This window comes from Bacillus nitratireducens, from assembly GCF_036320425.1.
GTDB classification, from domain to species: Bacteria; Bacillota; Bacilli; order Bacillales; family Bacillaceae_G; genus Bacillus_A; species Bacillus_A nitratireducens.
Genome location: NZ_JAUMJO010000019.1, coordinates 1 through 22405 on the forward strand (window position 1 = coordinate 1; position 22405 = coordinate 22405).

The window sequence follows — 22405 nt, forward strand, 5'->3', positions numbered from 1 at the left end:
GTTAGTTCAATAAGAAGTAAACAACTTTATTATTCATTTTTTAAGTATTATATAAACAGATGGATGTAATTTGAAACAACTTTAAAGAGCCTTGCTACGTAGAATGTAGTAAGGCTCTTAGCTTTTAATAATCAAAATTCAATAACTTTATTATCATTATACAGCAATCAAGCTAAGAAAAGCATAAATCCCCAAATAGTAAAAGTAATACTTTGAAAAAAACTATGTACTAGAACTGGTACTCTGTCGGTAAGTCATGAAAGAGGTACTTATATTATTTGTTTTGTAAATTATCTTGAATTTGTTGTTCCATATTTACTAGTGATGTTTATAGGGAATTACTAAGCTTTTTAACAAATTTAAGAACAAGAAGCCAGTTTTTAATAATAGAATTCTAAAAGCGTTAGGGTAGAAATTTATTGTTTTTGTTAAAAAAGAATTGACTTCTACTATGGTTGTAACTAATATGGTTACATAAGATTGTAATCAAATTAGTTACAACTGATAGCTGCTTAAAATAAAAATATGATTTATATATTTAATTAAGGATGATGGTCCACACGTTGCCACCCGGTGTAGAAAGTTACTAATGCATTCAAATTAATGCATAATCCCAACTTTAGTATTTTCTGATACGGGGCAATAATGTGCAACGTAATCTTTTGTTAAAAACCTTGGTTAATCTTTCTTTGGAAATATTAGTTTTTGGGGAATATAGTAAGGTATCCCAAAAAGAACAAGGTATAAAAAGATGTACTTATATAAACCAAAAAGTTAGCTGAGCTAGATAATAAAAATAAAGGTAGGAGATTTAAATGGAGACAAAACAAGATAACCTTATTTACGTATGGGACGCCTATTGTGGATGGTGCTATGGCTTTTCAGAAAGTATTAAAGGATTTTACAAAAACCACACTGAAGTGCCATTAACGGTTTTATGTGGAGGGTTATTTTTAGATAATTTACCAATGAAAAAATTCTCATATATAGAAGAGGGAAATAAAAGAATTAATCAACTTACAGGTGCAGAATTCGGTCCTTCATATCAAAAATTGGTTGAAGAAGGTACTTTTAAAATGAATTCGAAAGATGCTGCAATTGGCTTTTCAGCTTTACGCTCATTAGCACCAGACCGTTTGTTAGAATTCACCTCGGCTATGCAAAAAGCGTTTTATTATGAGGGCCAAAGTCTGAGTGATCCTGAAACATATCGTAAGATTGCAATCGAGCATGGTTTGGATCCTGAACAAGTACTAGAACGTTTAAACGCTCAAGAAACAATAATAGATGTCCAAAACGATTTCAATAAAGTGCGACAGCTTGGTGTTAATAGTTATCCTTCATTACTTTTACAAAAGGAGAATCAAATTATCCCTATTGGTGGTGGGGTAATGACGCCAGATAAAATTGAAGCGCGTTTTAAAAATTTATATTAATAAATTTTAAGTTACAGTATATAACATTTAACGTTTAAAAAAAGACTAGAAATGGATGGACTTAAACCTTTTTATAACAGTCGGTTTCAATTTGTTTTTAAAAAGAGTCCAATTTTAATTTTACTATCAGCTATAGTAGCAAACATGTTAGCTTACGCCAACCGACATTCATCTCTTGCCTATTTGCTGGTGCTATCACACTTTCAGGTAAATTGAAGAGGGAGCTTCTGTCGGAACAAGATAAAAATATGTTAACTAGTAAATAACTTTAACAAAAGGAGAATAACATTCTATGTTTAAAACAATCGATACAAATCAAAAAGATGTGAAATTGACGGTGTTTAGTTCAGACGAAAAAAGTTTCATGGTCACTGCAACCTTAGTTGAGAAAGCGGGACATGCATTTTTAATAAACTCAAAATTTACTCAATCTGATTCGAAAGAAATTGTTGAGTATCTGAAAAAAAACGACTTATCTTTAGATAAAATCTTTATTATTCATGGGGATCCTGATTACTACTTTGGATTAGAGAGTATTAAAGCTGCTTATCCAGAAGTCATAGCGTATGCTACAGAGTCTACAGTTGAACATATTGTTCATTCTGTCTTAGGTAAATTAAAAGTTTGGAAAGGTGCCTTAGGAGAAAACGCACCAAGCAACGTAGTATTACCTCAAGTGTTTAAAGAAAAAATGATTGATTTTCAGGGGTTAACATTTGAACTAGTAGGCTTAGATCATTACAGAACTAGCTTATTTAATAAAGAGCTAAAAGTATTAATTGGTGGTATTGATGTATTTAACGAAATACATGTATTCTTAGCGGATACTAGCTCAAAAGCGGCAATGGAGGCATGGATTGAAAACTTGAAAGTATTACAAGTATTAAATGCTGACATAATTGTACCTAGCCATGGATCAATTGAAAAATCTTTAAATAATCAGGCACTTACTGCAACTATGGATTACCTAAGAACTGCGGTTCAAGCTTCTGAGGAAAGTAAAACTTCAAAAGATTTTGTAGCGAAACTTGATGCAGCATATCCAGGTTATGCAAATAAAGGTGTATTAGAATTAAGTGCAAAAGTTGTAACAAAAGAAATGCCTTGGGGTTAATGCTATGAATAAATATCAGAAACTATTACATGAAACGTATGTATTAACTGGCGAAGGAAAATTGGATGCTTTCAAAACGTATTTAAGTGAAAATGTATCATGGACAGAAGCTGCTGGATTTCCATATGCGGGGACTTATATAGGTCCAGATGAAGTGGTGAAAAATGTACATGAACGCCTTGGTACGGAATGGGATAACTATAGTGCAAAGGATGAAGTTTATGCATTTAATAATAATACTGTTATCGTTTATGGGAAATATAGTGGGACATATAAAGCAACAGGGAAATCGTTTATAGCAGATTTTTGTCATCTGTATGAGTTTGATGAAAACGATAAAGTTAAGAAGTTTATTCAAATTGTGGACAGTGCAACTGTTAATGAGGTATTAAGTTAGAGTTAATCATTTCTAACATGCCTTGTATAGGGGGAATTGTTAGGATAAACGAAATTTCCTAACATTACCCCTTACATTACATTTTTGAGAAGGTTTCTACTTCTCAAGCGTGTTATGGAAGATAATTTATATAATTAGAAGAGGTAGGTATAAATGAAATTAGAGAAAAATTTAGTAGTAATAATTATTTCTGTGTTTATTTTAGGAATTGTGTCGACTTTGATATTTCAAGCTTCCACCGGTAATAACAAAGGAAACTCAATAAAGAGTGAGAATGTTGCCTCAGTATCAAAAGAAGCGACAGAAAATGAAAAGAATAAAAAAATGGTAGTTGATTTCTATAATGAAGTTTTTAATAACCACAATATTGATATTATCCCTAAATATGTAGGCGAAGATTATCAGCAACATAATCCTTTTGTTGCTGATGGACGAAAAGCCTTCATGGATTTCTTTAAGGAGGATTTTGTTAAAAATCCTAATTCTTCTGCAGAGATTAAACGAGTAGTAGCTGAAGGGGATACAGTTGCTCTTCATGTACATTCTCGTACTAATTCTCAAGATAAGGGAGTTGCTATAGTCGATATATTTCGTATAAAGAATGGTAAGATTGTTGAACACTGGGATGTAATTCAAGAGATTCCAAATGAGGCAGCTAATGATAATACAATGTTTTAGGTAGAAGATATATTTAATGATTGTTTAATTGTTAAAGCTATATAGGGTCTAAAGATTTAGATAAGTTATGTATAAGATGAGTAAAATGGAGGGATGTCCTAGATATGGTACTAGGACATCTCTATTTGTTTAATGATGGGGCATTCTCTTTTTTTTCGTCAATATTTAAATTGATAATTAAAATGTTTTATTTCCTTTAGCAAGGTTTATAAAATTTTATTTTAAAACAAGATATGAATATATATCTAAACCATACACAAAATATTCAAAAATATTGAGAATTATATTATAGAAGCCATGTTATATTGATATTGTGAATAGGAAAATATTCACAATTGATAATTTCTAATCTAATAAATTTATAATATTACTTCTAAAGGAGGTGTTTGATATGAAAAAGGAATTTGAAAAACCTGTAACTATTCGTCAGAGCGTTTGGGGAAAACACTAATTTAGAATTACAAGAGAAATTATGTTACCTATATTCATTTAAAGAAGGATGAATATGATTAATAAAACTCCAGTTTAAAACAATGTATGAATATATGTAGGAACTATACACAAAATATTCAAAATTATCAATAATAAAATTATAGAAGCCATGTTATAGTGATATTGTGAATAGGAAAATATTCACAATTGATAATTTCTAATCTAATAAATTTATAATATTATTTCTAAAGGAGGTGTTTGATATGAAAAAGGAATTTGAAAAACCTGTAACTATTCGTCAGAGCGTTTGGGGAAAACACTAATTTAGAATTACAAAAGAAATTATGTTACCTATATTCATTTAAAGAAGGGTAAATATAATTAATAAAACTTTAGTTTAAAATTATGAATGAATTTGTGTTGGAACTATCTGTGGAATATTCAAAATTATAAACAATTATATTATAGAAGCCACGTTATAGTAGTATTGTGAATAGGAAAATATTCACAATTGATAATTTCTAATCTAATAAATTTATAATATTATTTCTAAAGGAGATGTTTGATATGAAAAAGGAATTTGAAAAACCTGTAACTATTCGTCAAAGCGTTTGGGGAAAACACTAATTTACATTTACAGGAGTAGAATTTAATCTACTCCTGTTTACATTAAATTTTAGTATATGAAAGGAAGTGTTTTTGTGAGAAATTACTATTCGGCTCCTTCTTTAGTAGATATAAGTATTACTAATAGATGTAATTTAAAATGTGATTATTGCTATGCATCATCTAGTCCATTTGAAACAAAAAATGAGGAGATGGATCTAAATCATTTAAATAATTTATTTCAAGACTTAGATGATATGAACGTTCATAGGATTTCCTTAACTGGTGGCGAGCCTTTTATTAGAGATGATTTTTTTGAGATATTAAGTGCAACTCAAAAATATAAATTTGCTAAAATAATTAATTCTAATGGAATTTTAATAAGTGATAAAGTTGCAAGTAAATTATCAAAATTTGATTTTGATAGAATATGTATTACTTTAGATGGAAGTTGTCCAGAAGTGCACGATATAATCCGTGGTCATGGTAGTTTTAAAAAGACAATTAAAGGTATTAAAAATTTACAAAAATATAATTTACCAGTGTCTACTCTTTTTACATTAAATAAAACCAACGTTAATGACCTTATTAATACAATTAAACTGAATGAATTATTAGGAATAACTTATATGACAGTCATGGTAGTTTGTCCAACAGGTAGAGCTTCTGATGGAAGTATATTAGCAGATAAGAATAATTGGTATCCTATGTTTTTAAATCTATCTGAAATGAAAAGTAGAGGGGATATCAAATTAAATTTCAAAATAATTCCACCTAATGAAAGTCCTGTGTTTTGGTTATATTATTTTCCTTTAGAACATTATAATCGTTTAGATTTGTTATCTGTATGGGATCAAGATCTGAACTTAACGGATATACATACAAAGGAAAGGGAAATATCATGCCAAGCAGGTGTGAAAGCTTGTTCTATTGCATATAATGGTGATGTATTTGGTTGTGATTTAATGATGGGAATTGATCAATTTAGAGCTGGTAACATAAAAAGTACATCAATTAAGGAAATCTGGAATGAATCTTCTGTTTTCAATAAATTAAGAAATATATCATTTGATAATATTAATGGTAAATGTGGTACCTGTAGTCATAAGTGGTGTGGAGGTGGATGTAGATCTTCTGCCTTTAATTTAACAAACTCAATATATGGTTCGGATAATAGTTGCTTTTTTGAGGAGAGTGTAGCAAATGGATGAAATTAAATGTTTTATTATTCAGGGTAAGAAAAATATAATATTCAGACAAGAGGGCGATAAATATGTTTTTTTTGATCCAATTGCCCTAGAATACTACGTAACAAACTATATAGGTGCAGAAATTTTATATTATATTTCTAAAGGAAAAGATTTTAAATTCATTGCTGATAAAATATCAGAGGAATATGAAATAACTGAAGATATGAGTAAAGAGACAATAAAAGAATTTTTATTAGACTTCCCTTTATTGAGTATTATATCTTCTAATTTAATTGAATCTGATATTTATAAAGAGCTATCAGCATGAGGTTTAATTATCTTAACAGCATTAAAGAAATTAATCATATAGCTGTACCACTGGTTGTGAATTCAATAGCTGGGTTATTAATTAAATTAGTAGATCAAGCAATGATTGGGAGAATCTCTGTTGAAGCTTATGGAGCTATTGGTGTAGTGAGTTCACTTTTATTCACATTTGCAGGCATATTAGGAGTAATGTCAGTTTCCTTTAATATTTATGGATCAAGAAGCATGGGACAAGAAGATATAAAATCATTTAATAATTATTTTATATCTTCTATTTTTCTTAATATAATTATAGGTATTTCTTTGGCGTTGTTATTACTCATATTTCAAAGGCCCTTATTATCTATAGTTTTTGGTTTTGAAGGAAATATTTTAGAGGACTCTATTCAATATTTAACTATTATGAGTGTATATATATTGATTCAATTATTATTATTTACATTTTCGACTTTTTTTAAAATAATAAAAGAAACTAAATGGATTTTTATTGGTTCAACGGTGGCCTCAATCTTGAATGTAATATTAAATTATCTTCTGATTTTTGGTAACTTTGGTTTTCCGAAATTAGGAATAAGTGGTTCGGCAATAGCAACTATAATTGCTTTAAGTATAAATTTAATTTTTTATATGTATTTGTGTAGAAAACAATTAAAAATTACTTTTCTAAACTTTAAAATATATATTAATAATTTAAAGTTCTTATGTAAAAAGAGCACTTCTCTAGTTGGTCAAGAGATTTTAGAAGGCGGTATTTTCATTATAGGTGTAAATGCTATGATTGCTCGAACAGGAGATATACAATTATCAGGATATTTATTAGTTTCTCAAATTTTAAGTATTATTTTAATTCCAATGTATATGTATTCTTCTGCCATTTTAACTTTAGTTAGTGAAAGGTACGGATCTAAACAATTAATGGATTTAAAGGAACTTCCTAGGGTGACCTTAGGACTTATTATGGTATTTTACATGTTTTTAAGTATTATTTTTGTATTTTTAAAATATGAGGTTGTAGCCTTTATTACAAATGATACAAATTTAATTAATTATGCTGCAAGTATACTTACCTTTATTATAATAGCTAATATCTTTAATCCGTTACATAATGTTTATAAATATGCTTTACAAGCTATAGGGCAAAGTAATTATGTTTTAATAAAAACAGCTATAATAAATTTAATTACTTTTGTAATGATGGTTATTACCATTTATGTGTTCAACTTGAATATATTTGGTGTTTTTATTAGCTTATTTTTTAATTATGGAATGTTATCAATTATATTTTCTAGAAAATATAAAGGGATTCTTAATGGTATTGAGAGTAATAAGAAAAAAATTCTTGCTTAAATTTAACAATGCCTTTTTCGTGTAGTAATTCTTAAAGAAACATCCTTAAATAAAATAAAAAAAGGCGGTGTATACCGCCTTTTTTTATACTCAATATGTTCTTTAATCCATGATTCCTTTAATCAAGGGCTTCCCATTTCTTTTCAGTATTTGTTTTCCGCAACCAAGTTTTATAAAAAAACGATTCGGGAATTTTATCATTATCCTCCTCCTTTTTTAATACATTCCTTCTCAACTATATAGTTAAAACTGACGATTTATAGCTTGTATCAATAAAAATATTTACTTGAGATTCTGGGGAGGATGTGACATGCAAACAATTAGTAAAAGGTAAAACAAGTGCTAGAACCTTTAATAGACGATAATATTGAATCTATACCTTTTGTACGCAAATCAGCTGGTGATAAAGCAATCTTCAAAAAAACGATTACGGTTAAAGTAGTTGTAAATAAAATTAATCTTGATGCCAATAATCTTCGCAAATTAATGAGAGAGGATAGAATCTTATCTAAACTTATGCAAGATAATATATGGTAGTATCTGGAATGTAATAAAGCCAGTAAGGATGGTATTTTATATTGAGTAAAAAAAGTATCCAAGTATGATTGTTTAAGAGGCAAAAGCGGACTGTATATATTCCGCACACAAGTTCACAAATGGGGACGCAATTAATATATGTCTCTATATTAAGATCCTCAAACCCTTGACGCACAACGTGTTGAGGGTTATTTATTTTGTGGGTCAAACACTTTTATTTGAAAGAAGAGTAATTCATTCACAAAACATTCACAAATGCTACTTCGATACCAAGGTAATTTTCATAGTTCTGATTTTGCTCAATGATAATTTCCTTTCCACCATCTACGTAAATACCATCTGCTGAATATTCATTATAACTAGTATTATTGAATGATGAATTGTGATGAACAATATTGTTACGAACAATTCCATTCCGTGCCTGATCTAAAGCCGCTACTGGAGATACTCCTTCATGTCCAATAAGAACAATCCCGATGTTGTTATCATGCACTTTGTTATTGGTAACTTCAAAAAAATTTACATTCCGATTCACAGCAATTGCTTCACTTAGTCCTAATTTCAAATTTGTTACTTCGTTATTGTCTATGACAAGATGATTTAAATTATTTTGTGCATGGGATGAAGTACCATAAAAAGCAATAAGGAATAATTTAGATGTTTCATGTGAAAAAGAGTACTAGATTTGATAATATTTTATTTGAATATAAACAGTTACTTAAATATTGATAAGATAAGTTTCCAATCTCATACCAAACTCCCATTCTTTAAACTCACTTGGATATAAATCATTTATCGCTTTAAAAGGACTACTTTCGTATCTATGTTTGAGTAATCCTCGTAGTTTATATTTTACAAGCAATTGAGTGTTCCACTTTTTTTTGATGTCTTCCTTATTCCATTTTAAAATACTGTGTAATAAATATGTGATTACTCTGCGGGCCTGTTTATTATCCATATCCTCTTTCCAAGTATTCGGAGGGAATCGTTTCCTTTTTCCATCCAATATTTCTTGATAAATTTCTTCTATCACAACGGCTTTCATTGACAATATATAAATCCTCCTACATTTGTATTTATATTTATACAGTATTAGCGTTTTAATTAATATATCTATATTAATTAATTTACATGGAATTATCATTAAAAACAATACATAGTTTGTTTTTTCTTAAAAATCTAATTATTAAACAAATGTATATTTCTTTAAATTTTCTAATTTTTGGTATATACTTAATTACAATCACTATATCTGTATATTAAGAGTGCATTTGTATGGAGAAGCTTAACAAAAGCGATATCATTCGCACCGTTCTGCAAAATGGTTTCTTTGGACATCCCAAAGGACCATTTACTTTATCCTTTACAGAATTTTGGGAGCGATTTTCTTATTATGGAATGAGAGCAATATTACTTTACTATATGTATTATTCCATTTCAAAAGGTGGCCTAGGGATGGATCATGCTACAGCTGCATCCATTATGGCTATCTATGGTTCGTTAGTTTACATGTCTGGAATTATTGGTGGGTGGATTGCAGACCGCCTATTAGGTTCAAGTAGAACAATATTTTGGGGTGACGTTTTAATTATGATCGGTCATCTCATATTAGGTCTACCAGGAACGATTAGTACGTTATTTATCTCAATGGTATTTTTAGTACTTAGAACAGGGTTATTAAAACCGAATGTATCTAGTATTGTTGGTGATTTATATAGTGAATCAGATACTCGTCCTGATTCAGGCTTCAGTATTTTCTATATGGGTATTAATTTAGGGGCACTATTATCTCCGTTTGTGATAGGAACACTTGGTCAAAAGTATAACTTTCACCTTGAGAACGGTCATAAGGCTCAAAGAACTGAGAGTTTTAGATATCAGGTACAAAATTATGATTTAAATACGTTACAACTTTATAGTGCAGATGAAGATTTCTGTATGAGATTGATTAAACAGGGAACGACAGCAGATTTAAACAGATTTTATCAAAAAGTGATCAATTCCATTCGTGAAGTAGACCAAGAAACACCGGTTATTTTAGATTCAGGTTTATACGCTACTCCATGGGCCTTTAAATACTTAAAGCCAGTAAAGGATAAAAAAACGCTTTACGCATTTCATATGTATGAACCATATGAATTAACGAGTCAAGGTGAAAAGAAAAATAAAGAATATCAATATCCAGGATTAGTAAAAGTAGGAGACTTAGAGAAACCTGTAATGTGGAATAAGCAGGGATTAGAGAAGTTTTTGAAGCCAATCCAACAATGGTCTAAGAAAAATCATGTACCATCTAATCGAATTATTGCAGAGGAGTTTGGAATTAACCGTACTGTTCCAGGTGCTACCCAATACATGCAAGATCTTATTTCTATCTTTAACCAAAAAGGATGGCATAAATCATTCTATGCATTCCGTGAAGACACATGGACAGGGATGAATTATGAATTGGGAACAGGAAAAATAAAATGGGATGAAGAGGGTAAACCGATGCGTCAAGATAATTCACTCTGGGATGTAATAAAAAAAGATTTACAAACGAGTAAATAGTATAGAATATTAGGTCTAAGGACTAAATGTAAGCATCTAATTCAAATAGAATTAGATGCTTTTTATTTCGAAAAAAGGTGGAGTTGAATTAAAGATTCCATCTTTTCTTTTGCATAAAGAGTACCAATCAGGTTTATTTACAACGAAAAATAAGATTTTTAGAGAATAGCTTAGAAAAAAATTGTGGAGGTTCAAACAAATGTGGTCACAATTGTTTAAACCTTTAAAGTAAATAAGTTTTATGAATTTTTCGTGAGATCCCAACCTTTAAATGTTGTAATTTATTTCCTTATTTACCCAATTGGATATATTTCTCTAATTGGATGGAAGTTTAGAATACAGAATCAAAACATAATAGGCTGTTATCGATGAGTTTATCGTAAAGTTGTTATTTAATGTGTCATCAAATAACATTTATATACAATAATACATAAAGAAAAGGAGATATTTATGAAAAAATATAGAGTAATAGACACAACTTAAATAGTATGAATAGTTTAGATTGTAAAAACATGAAGAAGAAAACAAAAAAACTTAAGAGTACTAAGGAAAAATGAGGGAGATAATATGGGGAATAATTCAAAACATAAAACTAGAAAAATACTTGCGGCTACTGCTACAGTAACTATGCTTGCGACTGGAATGATTTCTTCATCGGATGTCTTTGCGGAGCAAAAGGAGCAGCAAAAAAATTTATCGACATCACTGCAAGGTAAAAATTCAGTTAAATCAGAAAATAAAACGTATACAGTCCCAGGGAAAGGGGATGCTGAGGTACTGAAACAACAGGAAAGAAAAAGTATGGCATTTAGTCCATATGAACCAACTGGTTTATATGCAAAGCCAAATGAACAAATAACGATTAATGTAGAAGGTAATCAAGATATTCAGGTATATATTGGAACGTATTCGTATGATGCTTCTTGGAGAGAAGATTCTAAAATAAAATCATTTACATTAAAACCTGGTATAAACACAATCCAATCTCCAAATGGGGGGATGATTTATTTTTATAATAAACAACAAGGTGGAACCATTCGAACAACAATCACAACAGGTGGAACGACTACGCCTTTCTTTGAACTAGGAAAGCATACGAAACAAGATTTAATAAACATGATGGACCAATATCCTAATGCACATGCAGTGGAGTTAAAAGGAGAACGTGTATTAATTACGGCCAGCCCTGCACGTGTTAAGAAATATTTGTTGGGTTCTAATACAGATCCTGTACAACTATTGAAAAAGATGGATGAAGCTACTCGAATTCAAGACAAAGTAGCTGGATTATCCGAAGAACAAGTAGATAAACATTATATTCATTACGTAGAAGAAAATCATTCTCCCGATTATTATATGTATGCAACTTCTTATCGAACTGCATATGTAGGAGATGCAATCCAATACGTGTTAGATATTAATAAATTTGTAAAAGATGGATGGGGTCCTTGGCATGAGGCAGGACATTTGAGACAACAATCACCTTGGAAGTTTTATAATATGACAGAAGTACAAAATAATATATACAGCCTTTCTGTAGAAAAAGCATTTAATCAACCATCCAACTTAGAGAAAAGTGGAATTTATCCAAAAGCATTTCAATATCTAGAACAAGCGAATAAAAATTATGACGAAATTAGTGATGTTTTTGTAAAACTTGTTATGCTTTGGCAACTACAGTTAGCGTATGGAGAGGATTTCTATCCTAAATTGCATCAATTGTATAGAGACATGCCTTCAGGTGAACTTCCACAAACTGATGAAAATAAAAAACAATTATTTATGATTTCAGCATCAAAAGTAGCCAAACAAAATTTGATCCCTTTCTTTGAGAAGTGGGGATTACGTCCAAATAACGATACCATTCAAAAAGTAGCTGCATTAGGATATCCAATTTTAACAGCAGAGATTTGGAAGGGGACGGATTCTAATCCAATTAAACCAGATATGCCTAATGTAAATAATATTTTAGAAGGAAACCAGTTTGCATGGTCGCTGAAAGGGATTGGAGATTTTGAGTTCGCAAAAGTAAATTTAAATAAATCAACAGAAGAAATGCAAATTGATCTAAAAGCAGGTGTACCACATAACTATTTTGATAGTACATATGCAAGTATTAAAGTGCAAAACACATCAGGTAAAGTAGTATATAACAAGGAGTTTTATGGGAATAAACAGCAAAATGCTGAAACACAAAAAGCTTCAGTAAAGACCGGCGATTTTATTGAGCTTACACATTTAGAAGGCGGAGAGAGGGCAACATTAATAAATTTAGATAATAATAAACGTGAAAGCCTTGATAAAAAAGTAATGTATGAAGTTACAAAGGATGGCCTGAAAAAAGTAAATCAAATTGTTAATCCGAAACCAGATACAGAAGCTCCCACACAGCCACAAGGATTATATGCAAGCAACCTTACTTCTAACAGTGTAGAGCTAAAATGGAATCCTTCTACAGATAATATAGGTGTAAAAGAATATCAAGTATTACGTGATGGACAATTGATTCAAACCGTACAAGGAACGACATTTATTGATCAAACCTTAACAGCTAATAAGGAATATAAATATGCAGTGAAGGCTGTAGATGCAGCTGGAAATACATCGATTCAAAGTGAAATTCTTCCGGTAAAAACCAAAGATCAAAATGTATCTTATGAAAAATGGGATCCAAAGAAGGCATATACAAAGGGCGATAAAGTAGAACATCAAGGGACAGTGTATGAAGCGGTTCAAAATCATCAAGGAAATGGTGACCCGAATTGGATATTTGCGTTATCTTTATGGAAACCACTTACAATCAAATAACATGTAAGAATCAGATGTGAAGATAGAACAACATAAAATTGGGGCAGTATTTTAAAGATTTACTGGATGTTGCTTGAATTTTGATAGATTTCTCTACTAAGTTATTATTCAATAATAAAAATTAGAAAAGGATGTAGATTAGTGATTAGTCAGAAAACGAAGAAAAGATTTAATAAAGTTATTATAATGACCGCAGCATGTAGCATGTTTTCTATGTTTGAAACGTCTATTTTGCACACTAAAGCTGCAACACATTCAGCTGCTCCAGCAGTTTATGTGAGTCCCCAAAATATACCTGCCTCAGATATTATTAGTATAGACTGGTCACCGGTTCAGACACCACCTTATACGTACTGGGCTGTACACAACTGGAATGCAGGTGGTGAAGCTGGAGGATATGCTGGTTTTCAACAACAAAGTGGGTTTGATGAAAATGGAAAACGTACTTTACATTTTGCCTTATGGGATCCAATTTCCTCTAAAGAAGCAATAAAGGCCGAATACTTATCTCCGAATTCGCAAGCTGGACCCTTTGGAGGAGAAGGAACAGGAATGAAGGTTCAAACAACTTATGGTTGGAAAGACTACAATTGGTACACAATGACAATGCGTTCATGGCAAGAAAATGGTCATACTAAATTTGGACAATGGATGAAAGATGTAACAAAGAATAAATGGCATCAAATTGCAATTATGGACTTTCCGGTTGCTAATGTTGCATTTAATCATGGATTAGGAATGTTTCAAGAAGACTGGGCTGATAGTGGACAGAATGTTCGAGAAGCGCGCCTGAAAAATGGTTATAGCCGAAAATTAGTTGATAAACAATGGAGTTCTTGGAATAATCAAAGTATTTCTGGAACGCATGATAATACTTATCAATATGATGGAGGATCTACTTCAGAATATGTATGGGTCAAAGCAGGAGGTAATACGCAGTCTACTATTGGGTCAGGAAAAATATTCACGCTAAATCAACCTACTCAACCTGAAATAGGAAAACTAGATTTTGATATCCAATCTATATATTATGAAAATGAAAAATTAAATGTATCTTGGAAACTAAAAGAAAATAGTACACCGCAATTTAAGGGGAAAATTGAAATTTATAACAATGAAAATATGACGGGCCAACCTATTAACGTAATTGATGATATTAAATCTTATCAAAATGGAATCAGTCAATCTATATCATTACCAACAAATGCTTATGCAAAAATTGTATTAACGGATATATTTGATCAAACTGTTGAGAAAAAGGTACAAATCAAAAATGAGTCTCCAAACATTTTTGAAGGTAATGAATTTGCATGGTCGCTGAAAGGGATTGGAGATTTTGAATTTGCGAAAGTAAATTTAAATAAATCAACAGAAGAAATGCAAATTGATCTAAAAGCAGGTGTACCACATGACTACTTTGATAGTACATATGCAAGTATTAAAGTGCAAAACACATCAGGTAAAGTGGTCTATAACAAAGAGATTTATGGAAACAAACAGCAAAATGCTGAATCGCAAAAAGTTCCAGTCAAAGTAGGCGATTATATAGAGTTAACACATCTAGAAGGTGTACATAGAGCTACTCTTACAAATGTAGATAATAGTAAACAAGGGAGCTTTGGAAAAAAAGCCATATACGAAGTTACAAAGGAAGGCCTGAAGAAAGTAGAAAAAATGCCAGAAGCAACAATTTTAGAAGGAAACAAGTTTGCCTGGTCATTAAAAGGATATAGTGATAGAGAAATTGCAAAAGTAGATTATGATAAAACGGTAGAAGAGATGAAGGTAAAACTAGAAGCAGGTGTACCACATTCCTATTTTGCTAGTACGTATGCGAGTATTAAGGTCCAGAATTCTTCTGGTAACGTTCTGTACAATAAGGAAATCGTGGGAAATAAACAACAAAATGCTGAAAGCCAAAATGTGCCCGTCAAGGTAGGGGATTACATTGAATTTACCCATATAGAAGGAGAAGCAACAAAGGAAAAAACGCGAGCAACTTTAATTAACCTTGAAAATAACAAAAATGAAACCATTGGAAAAACAGCAAGATATCAAGTTACAAAAGAAGGCTTGAAGAAAGTAGAGAAAATGCCAGAAACAACGGTTTTAGATGGAAATCAATTCGCTTGGTCACTAAAGGGATATAATGATCGAGAAATCGCGAAAATAGAATATAACAAAGCAACAGAAAAAATGCAGCTTAAATTAGAAGCGGGTATACCCCATTCTTATTTTACTAATACGTATGCAAGCATTAAAGTCCAGAATTTATCCGGTAATATTTTGTACAATAAAGAAATTATAGGAAATAGACAACAAGATGCTGAGAGCCAAACCGTTTCAGTCAAAGTAGGAGATTGTATTGAGTTTACTCATATAGAGGGAGAAGCACAAAAGGAAAAGACACGCGCCACACTTACTAATCTTGAGAATAGTAAGCAGGAGTATATGGGAAAGAAAAGGATATATCAGGTTACCTCTATGGGATTATTAATAAAGTCATAGATTTCACTACGAAAGTTAAATTATAGATTTATATATTATATAAAAATCTTAACCATTATACGCATTAAAAAATTCTCAAGAGAATATAGATTGGCGGGTATAGTATGAACATATTCAAAGGGTTTCTAATTTCATCAATTGCAATGACCACATTTGTAGGAACAGATCTAATCCTACAAAATGATAGTATTCATAATAAAGTTTACGCTGAATCTTATAATGTCACATACAAAGAAAGAGATTCACAGGAAGAAAGATTAATTGTAAAGTTTAAAAATCAAATTGACTTACCTTATGAAGATGGTATTGAGAAACGAATAAAAAATGGGGATTATGATAACAATTTAAAGAAGTTATTTTCCGAAAATACAGAACTTACTTTGAATCGTCTGTTCTCATCTGTAAATCCGATAGAGATTGAAAAATTATCAGTACAATCTAAATCAGTTGCTAATGAATCAGCTAATAATTTATTAAATTATTATATTGTACAAGCTCCTAATAACATAGAAATAGAATTATTACTAAAAAAATTTGAAACATCTCCTCTTGTAGAGGAGGCTTATATACAAGAAAAACAAATTTTGACACCCCCTGAAATACAGTTACCAAATTTATCTGTTAATCCGCACGATGATCCTAGATTTAAAAATCAAGGATATCTTGAAGCGGCACCAAAGGGAATTAATGCCTCGCATGCTTGGAGCATTAAAGGTGGTGACGGGAAGGATACAACTTTTGTGGATATGGAATATGGATGGTTATTGAACCATGAGGATTTAGTTAATAAAAATATTAAGCTTATGTCGGGACAAAATATAAGCCAGCATAGAGCTCATGGTACTTCTGTATTAGGAATTGTTTCATCTGAAGATAATCAAATTGGAAATATTGGAATTGCACCAAAAGCAAATGTAAAAGTAATATCCCAGATTAGGGATAATGGAATTTATAATACAGCGGATGCTATTTTAAGTGCTGTACATAATTTACAAACGGGAGATATTCTTTTATTAGAGGCACAAGCTTCGTATGATGGATATGGGGATAAATATTTACCTGTAGAAGTACATCCAGATATTTTTGATGCAATTCGTGTTGGTGCAGATAAAGGGATTATTATTATAGAAGCTGGCGCAAATGGTTCAAACGACTTAGATAATTTTAAAGATCGTAATGGGAAAAAAATCTTAAATCGAAATAGTCCAGACTTCAAGGATTCAGGTGCTATTATGGTTGGGGCGGGATCATCAACTGTTCCACATAAACGTTTATGGTTTTCAAATTATGGAAGTCGATTAGATGTATATGGATGGGGAGAAAATGTTGATACAACATCAGCAAATCCAAGTCAAAATACTACAAATTTATATACATCAACATTTAGTGGAACATCAAGTGCTTCACCAATTATTGCTGGAGCAGCAACTTCGATTCAAGGTATTGCTAAAGAACATCGAGGTTCTCCTTATACACCAGCCGAATTAAGAAATATCTTAAGTAATCCGAATACAGGAACAAAATCTCAAGATCCGTGGAATGATAGAATAGGTGTTTTACCTGATCTAAAATCTATATTAGATAACTTAGGTTTTAATTCAGATATCCCGAACTCTTCTAGTATTTTAGAAGGAAACCAGTTTGCATGGTCACTAAAAGGAATTAGTGATTTCGAGTTTGCAAAAATTAATTTCAATAAGTCAACAGAAGAAATGCAAATCGACTTAAAAGCAGGCGTACCGCATCATTATTTTAATGAAACGTATGCGAGTATTAAAGTACAAAATGCAACAGGAAAAGTAGTATACAATAAAGACATTTATGGAAACAAACAACAAAATGCCGAATCGCAAAGAGTTCCAGTCAAAGTAGGAGACTATATTGAATTAACACATCTAGAAGGTATTCATAGAGCTACTTTAACAAATGTAGGTAATAGTAAACAAGAAAGCTTTGGAAAAAAAGCAATATACCAAGTTACAAAGGAAGGTCTGAAGAAAGCAGAAAAAATACCCGAAGCAACAATTTTAGATGGAAATCAATTTGCATGGTCACTAAAAGGAATTAGTGATTTCGAGTTTGCAAAAGTTAATTTTAATAAGTCGACAGAAGAAATGCAAATCGACTTAAAAGCAGGCGTACCGCATCATTATTTTAATGAAACGTATGCGAGTATTAAAGTACAAAATGCAACAGGGAAAGTAGTATACAATAAAGACATTTATGGAAACAAACAACAAAATGCTGAATCGCAAAAAGTTCCAGTTAAAGTAGGAGATTATATTGAGTTGACACACCTAGAAGGTGTGCATAGAGCTACTTTAATAAATGTAGACAGCAGTAAACAAGAAAGCTTTGGAAAAAAAGTCATGTACGAAGTTACAAAAGAAGGCTTGAAGAAAGTAGAAAAAATGCCAGAAACAACGGTTTTAGATGGAAATCATTTTGGGTGGTCTTTAAAAGGATATAGTGATAGAGAAATCGCAAAAGTTGATTATAATAGGACAACAGAGAAAATGCAGGTGAATTTAGAAGCAGGCGTACCACATTCTTACTTTAATAATACGTATGCAAGTATTACAGTAAAGAATTCAACCGGTAGTGTTGTGTATAATAAGGAAATAGTGGGAAACAGACAACAAACTGCTGAAATCCAAACGGTGCCCGTAAAAGCGGGAGATTACATTGAGTTTACCCATATAGAAGGGGAAGCAGTAAAGGAAAAGACACGCGCTACACTTATTAACCTTGAGAATAATAAACAAGAATATATAGGCAAAAAAAGAACCTATCAAGTTACTTCAACGGGATTAAACAAAATAGATTAACATGAAGAACCTTCTAATTATTAGTTAGATGCAAATAGTCGTTCATTATGAACGGCTATTTGGCTTTTATTTAAAGAAAAGTGAAATGAAAATACTCTCTCTTTTGTATATACCCTCCTTGCCATCAACTGCTACATTTGTTTATCAGGGGGAAAAATTTTAAAAATGTGCTTGAGAATTGATAAATGTTTAAGTGCTATAGATTTGAGAAAAAAGAAACAGAATAGTAAGGTATTTATTGATAAAACCTCTCTTATGTTACAATATTTTACATATTCGGTATGATGTATATGAGTTCTATGTATATTAAGGGAGGAATGGGAATGAAGAGGTTCATAACACGTGCAAGTGGTAATACAATCTCAAAAAAGTTAGTTTTAATGATGTTGCCGATGGTTTTAATGATATTGATGATTACACCATCGAATGATGTATCGGCAGCAAATCTATCAAAAGCAGGTTCACTAAAAGGCGTGAATTTATTTAATGGAAGTTGGACAGTTGCTATACAGGCAGCAAATTTACAATATGTTTCTGCTGAGCCTTTGGGAAATGTAATAGCAAATCGTAATGCAGTTAATGAATGGGAGAAATTTGAATTAATTCCGACTGGGGAATTATATACGTACGCTTTAAAAGCTAAAAGTAATGGGAAGTATGTTTCGTTTGAGCCAAATGGTAGAGTAGTAGCAGATCGTACATCAATTGGGGCATGGGAAAAATTTATCTTATATAATGGTGGGGATAATAGGATATATGTATTACAAGCACTAAGTAATGGTAGATATATATCAGCAAATGGTGGTAGAGAATTAACAGCTACTAGTTATGTAGCTGGAAGTTGGGAAAGATTTGTTATTGTATACTTCTAAACTTTGAAGTGTTATATATCTAAATAATGGCATGTTTAGTTTGTATAAATGCCTAATACAAGAAAGTGTTAAGTATTTAATACAAGTGTATATTAACGTGTAAAAGGGCTGCAAGTAATTAGCTGTCCTTTTTGCATGTTAAATAAGGACTTATTGAGGTTATAATGAAAAGAAAAAGAACCCTATAGGGTTCTTTTTCAAGGCATATTAACAGTAAGGAGAATCATGAAATGCTACTTCAAATCTTTATTAGGGGAAAGATTTTGAATAAGCTTAACATACATCTATTTTTACATAAATGTAAGATATAGTAAATTGATAATGTTTATACTTACTATTACTAATATTCAATCAATATAGTTAACACTATGTATATAGTGTTAACTGGCATTTAGTACAGTATACATTTAGAAATTTAATATTAGATTTTATTTGTTAAAAAAGCTAATAGATATATTATTTCAAATTCTAACTAACATTTAAATGGTTTTAATTGAAATTGGTTGGGTATTAAATCTTATAAGCCAATAAAAGTAAATAAAATAAACAAAGACCCTGTAAAAATACAGGGTTAAGGGAACGCATAGTTTCTTAGCATCATAATGGCATAAATTCTTTGTATAGCTACATGAGGATTTTGACAGAATTAAGAACAAGATAGAAAATCTGTAAGAAAGCAAATATAGTGCTGGAAATGTGATTTGAAATTAAACTATAGGCATATTGAAATAGGCGAAAACTCTTGAATACCTTGATTAAATTGCTTCTAAATATGAGGTTTAGATTAGAGGGATAATTGGATCTTACTGAAGAGGAAAATATTTTTTAGATTAAAAGAAGAAAAGACACCTTTTGGGTGTCTTTTCTTTAGGTAAACAGTTCACATATTGCTTAATTAGATACGAAACCATAATTCGACTACAAAGTAAATCTTAACATAATCTTAACTGAAAAAAATATGTAATATCACATTTTTAGTTTTTAATTGTTTTATTGAATATAGAACAGCAACGTAAATAAAAAGGGCATGCAGTCGTATCTGCCGCCCCTTTTAGGAGGAATTCAAAACACTAATAGGACACGTATTGGTAAACAGGTTTAAAAATAGTATATGTGAAAAGAAAAAGTTCTATACCAAAAGTAGACAGGACCTTATCTTTTTTACATTTTCAAAAATGAAATTCCGTTCTTTTTGAAATTAGTACAGTACACACTTGATTTGTAATGAAATTAGAAAAAGTATACATGAATATGGCAGACAACTATTTTGTTGCCTGCCGGTGCCAGTGGGTTGAATGAGTTAGTCAATTCAATAAATTGTGCTATCCCATTACCAGAAGAGTGAAGCCGCTAGTTCAAACGGCTTAGACTTAGTTTGCCTAATAAAGAAAAAATTATGAGTAAAGATTTTGTTTGCTCTATATGAAAAGATAAATAGATATTCATCAGACAAGGATAATTTAGCATACCTTGAATAGGGTGTAGAAACGAATTAAAGAAAAGGATATTTATTTTGGAAGGGACTGACTAAGGAGTGGGACTTTCGGACAGGATTTGGGGAGCGTTGGTTGCCTTTGGCATTGCGACTAATATCGTTGCTTGTATAATGGCAGTATATATTCAAAAATATGAGCTAATGATAAATCATCTTACAAATATTTTATTTTTAATAATGATCTCTTTAACGTTTATTAAAATGAAAATTAACAAATGGGTGGCTTTAGGATTTACATTGGTTGTAATAGAGAAAGGTATTAAGGCGGGATATGACTTCTACACACATAATTATTATGGTGTCAGTTGGAGTTTAGCTATCATTGTCTATTGCATATACGAGATGGAAAAGTATTATATTGAAATAAATGAATAGGTGCAACAAAAAGGTGTTAGTAGGCGGAATTCTTTTTAAATTTGTAATTTCAGATAATGCGTTTTATAATTCAACCGCTTCATCTCGATTTCCCCAAATTCTAATGAATAAAATGGATTCACTACTATTTATTTTTTTCAAGGAATCGATTAATTCTAGTGTCCAATTTAGCTTTAAAAGAAGGATAGGTTGATTTCCAATCCTTTTCTGAATTAATAGGAAAATCATGCATTGAAAAACAATTATAATAAGTGTCCTTTATACAGTAGGTAATTCGTTCTGCCCATTTAGTTTGATTATCAAATTCTGATTCAATAAGACCGTAACTTTCTGAACCTTCTATGACCATTTTTTCTAACTTCATAAATTTTTCAAATCGATTTTGAAGTAATCTGTTTACATCTGAAAGTGATGGATAATAAAACCAATCTAGAGGTCCAGAAAATGTTCTTAAATGATGTCTTTTGATTTGATTGGTACTTGACATAATCCACCTAAACTTACGATTACGCTATAGGATTTTTGTATATCTTCTAGGTTCATGCTCAGCCTCCTTTTTAAAAGTAATTTAAATTATCTGTTCAGTATATGATGCAATAACATATTGATGTGGACCTACATATCAAAGTACATAGAGCTAAGATTTGTATAAACTTTAAAAGTTAAGATACCTAAGTTAAGGGATTTTATCTTTAACGTTATATCATAGAGTTGCTATTGGAATGAAAGCTGGTAGGGATATTGCACCAGAGTTATTTACTCTCCAGTAACTTAAATTAGAAACCAGTCCTTGATTACTGTAGTAAAATTGTTGTCTTTCTAAAAGAATACTTAGATAAAAAAAGAAAACCCTATTGGTTAGCATTTAACGAGTAGAGTTTTCTTTGAATTAGCACCTTTTACAT

At 30.9% G+C, this 22405-nt stretch carries 17 protein-coding genes and 3 pseudogenes; 17 read left to right on the plus strand and 3 right to left on the minus strand.

The features are described from left to right. Nucleotides 1–815: 815 nt before the first annotated feature. From Q3V31_RS29600 to Q3V31_RS29635, 11 genes are all read left to right on the plus strand, one after another. Nucleotides 816–1436, plus strand: a complete 621-nt coding sequence (locus tag Q3V31_RS29600; RefSeq protein WP_090814232.1) for a DsbA family protein — start codon at nt 816–818, stop codon at nt 1434–1436. Between the two features lie 292 nt (nt 1437–1728). After that, on the plus strand, nt 1729–2550 hold the full coding sequence (locus Q3V31_RS29605) for an MBL fold metallo-hydrolase (protein ID WP_090814231.1): 822 nt from the start codon (nt 1729–1731) through the stop codon (nt 2548–2550). Nucleotides 2551–2554: 4 nt separating this feature from the next. Then, nucleotides 2555–2947 carry a nuclear transport factor 2 family protein gene (locus Q3V31_RS29610; protein WP_098425970.1) on the plus strand — a complete coding sequence of 131 codons (393 nt, stop codon included), beginning with the start codon at nt 2555–2557 and terminating at the stop codon, nt 2945–2947. 153 nt (nt 2948–3100) lie between these two features. Beyond that, nucleotides 3101–3625, plus strand: coding sequence for a nuclear transport factor 2 family protein (locus Q3V31_RS29615; RefSeq protein WP_090814229.1), 525 nt, complete (start codon nt 3101–3103; stop codon nt 3623–3625). Between the two features lie 391 nt (nt 3626–4016). After that, nucleotides 4017–4076, plus strand: a complete 60-nt coding sequence (wgkA, locus tag Q3V31_RS31055; protein ID WP_423176837.1) for a tryglysin family RiPP peptide — start codon at nt 4017–4019, stop codon at nt 4074–4076. Between the two features lie 244 nt (nt 4077–4320). Beyond that, on the plus strand, nt 4321–4380 hold the full coding sequence (gene wgkA, locus Q3V31_RS31060; RefSeq protein ID WP_423176837.1) for a tryglysin family RiPP peptide: 60 nt from the start codon (nt 4321–4323) through the stop codon (nt 4378–4380). A 244-nt stretch (nt 4381–4624) separates the two neighbouring features. Further along, nucleotides 4625–4684 (plus strand): tryglysin family RiPP peptide, encoded by a 60-nt coding sequence (gene wgkA / locus Q3V31_RS31065; RefSeq protein WP_423176837.1) that lies wholly within the window; start codon nt 4625–4627, stop codon nt 4682–4684. 74 nt (nt 4685–4758) lie between these two features. Next, entirely contained in the window at nt 4759–5874 is a 1116-nt protein-coding gene (gene wgkB, locus Q3V31_RS29620) for a radical SAM/SPASM peptide maturase WgkB (RefSeq protein ID WP_001247066.1), read from the plus strand. Then, nucleotides 5867–6181 (plus strand): PqqD family peptide maturation chaperone WgkC, encoded by a 315-nt coding sequence (gene wgkC / locus Q3V31_RS29625; RefSeq protein ID WP_061682404.1) that lies wholly within the window; start codon nt 5867–5869, stop codon nt 6179–6181. The genes wgkB and wgkC overlap by 8 nt, the downstream gene beginning before the upstream one ends. Then, nucleotides 6178–7527, plus strand: coding sequence for a tryglysin-associated MATE efflux transporter WgkD (gene wgkD, locus Q3V31_RS29630; protein ID WP_090814228.1), 1350 nt, complete (start codon nt 6178–6180; stop codon nt 7525–7527). Before wgkC ends, wgkD begins: the two co-directional genes overlap by 4 nt. Nucleotides 7528–7866: 339 nt before the next feature. Next, nucleotides 7867–8064 carry a hypothetical protein gene (locus Q3V31_RS29635; protein WP_000892864.1) on the plus strand — a complete coding sequence of 66 codons (198 nt, stop codon included), beginning with the start codon at nt 7867–7869 and terminating at the stop codon, nt 8062–8064. 256 nt (nt 8065–8320) lie between these two features. Here Q3V31_RS29635 and Q3V31_RS29640 read toward each other — a convergent pair. Next, nucleotides 8321–8707: pseudogene (locus tag Q3V31_RS29640) on the minus strand (DUF5123 domain-containing protein); the annotation flags it as partial. Between the two features lie 105 nt (nt 8708–8812). Further along, nucleotides 8813–9115: pseudogene (locus Q3V31_RS29645) on the minus strand (DUF4046 domain-containing protein); the annotation flags it as partial. A 224-nt stretch (nt 9116–9339) separates the two neighbouring features. Between Q3V31_RS29645 and Q3V31_RS29650 the strand changes: the two are divergent. From Q3V31_RS29650 to Q3V31_RS29675, 6 genes are all read left to right on the plus strand, one after another. Continuing rightward, nucleotides 9340–10614 (plus strand): oligopeptide:H+ symporter, encoded by a 1275-nt coding sequence (locus Q3V31_RS29650; RefSeq protein WP_329767640.1) that lies wholly within the window; start codon nt 9340–9342, stop codon nt 10612–10614. 567 nt (nt 10615–11181) lie between these two features. Then, entirely contained in the window at nt 11182–13422 is a 2241-nt protein-coding gene (locus Q3V31_RS29655; RefSeq protein ID WP_329767641.1) for a M60 family metallopeptidase, read from the plus strand. 141 nt (nt 13423–13563) lie between these two features. Continuing rightward, on the plus strand, nt 13564–15930 hold the full coding sequence (locus tag Q3V31_RS29660) for a putative mucin/carbohydrate-binding domain-containing protein (protein WP_329767642.1): 2367 nt from the start codon (nt 13564–13566) through the stop codon (nt 15928–15930). A gap of 104 nt (nt 15931–16034) precedes the next feature. Then, nucleotides 16035–18758, plus strand: a complete 2724-nt coding sequence (locus tag Q3V31_RS29665; protein WP_001019980.1) for a putative mucin/carbohydrate-binding domain-containing protein — start codon at nt 16035–16037, stop codon at nt 18756–18758. Between the two features lie 323 nt (nt 18759–19081). Further along, complete coding sequence (locus tag Q3V31_RS29670; RefSeq protein ID WP_000819431.1) at nt 19082–19630, plus strand: fascin domain-containing protein; 549 nt, start codon at nt 19082–19084, stop codon at nt 19628–19630. A 1534-nt stretch (nt 19631–21164) separates the two neighbouring features. Continuing rightward, nucleotides 21165–21500 (plus strand): hypothetical protein, encoded by a 336-nt coding sequence (locus Q3V31_RS29675; protein WP_088010143.1) that lies wholly within the window; start codon nt 21165–21167, stop codon nt 21498–21500. 66 nt (nt 21501–21566) lie between these two features. On the opposite strand, the pseudogene Q3V31_RS29680 reads toward Q3V31_RS29675, so the two are convergent. Next, nucleotides 21567–22043 (minus strand): annotated as a pseudogene (locus Q3V31_RS29680) (DUF1796 family putative cysteine peptidase); the annotation flags it as partial. Nucleotides 22044–22405: the final 362 nt, after the last annotated feature.

What these genes read in the sequence shown, in the direction of transcription:
- Q3V31_RS29665 (WP_001019980.1), top strand. Translation starts at nt 16,035, where the DNA reads ATGAACATATTCAAAGGGTTTCTAATTTCATCAATTGCAATGACCACA.
- Q3V31_RS29605 (WP_090814231.1), top strand. Translation starts at nt 1,729, where the DNA reads ATGTTTAAAACAATCGATACAAATCAAAAAGATGTGAAATTGACGGTG.
- Q3V31_RS29600 (WP_090814232.1), top strand. Translation starts at nt 816, where the DNA reads ATGGAGACAAAACAAGATAACCTTATTTACGTATGGGACGCCTATTGT.
- wgkD (WP_090814228.1), top strand. Translation starts at nt 6,178, where the DNA reads ATGAGGTTTAATTATCTTAACAGCATTAAAGAAATTAATCATATAGCT.
- Q3V31_RS29615 (WP_090814229.1), top strand. Translation starts at nt 3,101, where the DNA reads ATGAAATTAGAGAAAAATTTAGTAGTAATAATTATTTCTGTGTTTATT.
- Q3V31_RS29650 (WP_329767640.1), top strand. Translation starts at nt 9,340, where the DNA reads ATGGAGAAGCTTAACAAAAGCGATATCATTCGCACCGTTCTGCAAAAT.
- Q3V31_RS29655 (WP_329767641.1), top strand. Translation starts at nt 11,182, where the DNA reads ATGGGGAATAATTCAAAACATAAAACTAGAAAAATACTTGCGGCTACT.
- wgkC (WP_061682404.1), top strand. Translation starts at nt 5,867, where the DNA reads ATGGATGAAATTAAATGTTTTATTATTCAGGGTAAGAAAAATATAATA.
- Q3V31_RS29610 (WP_098425970.1), top strand. Translation starts at nt 2,555, where the DNA reads ATGAATAAATATCAGAAACTATTACATGAAACGTATGTATTAACTGGC.
- Q3V31_RS29670 (WP_000819431.1), top strand. Translation starts at nt 19,082, where the DNA reads ATGAAGAGGTTCATAACACGTGCAAGTGGTAATACAATCTCAAAAAAG.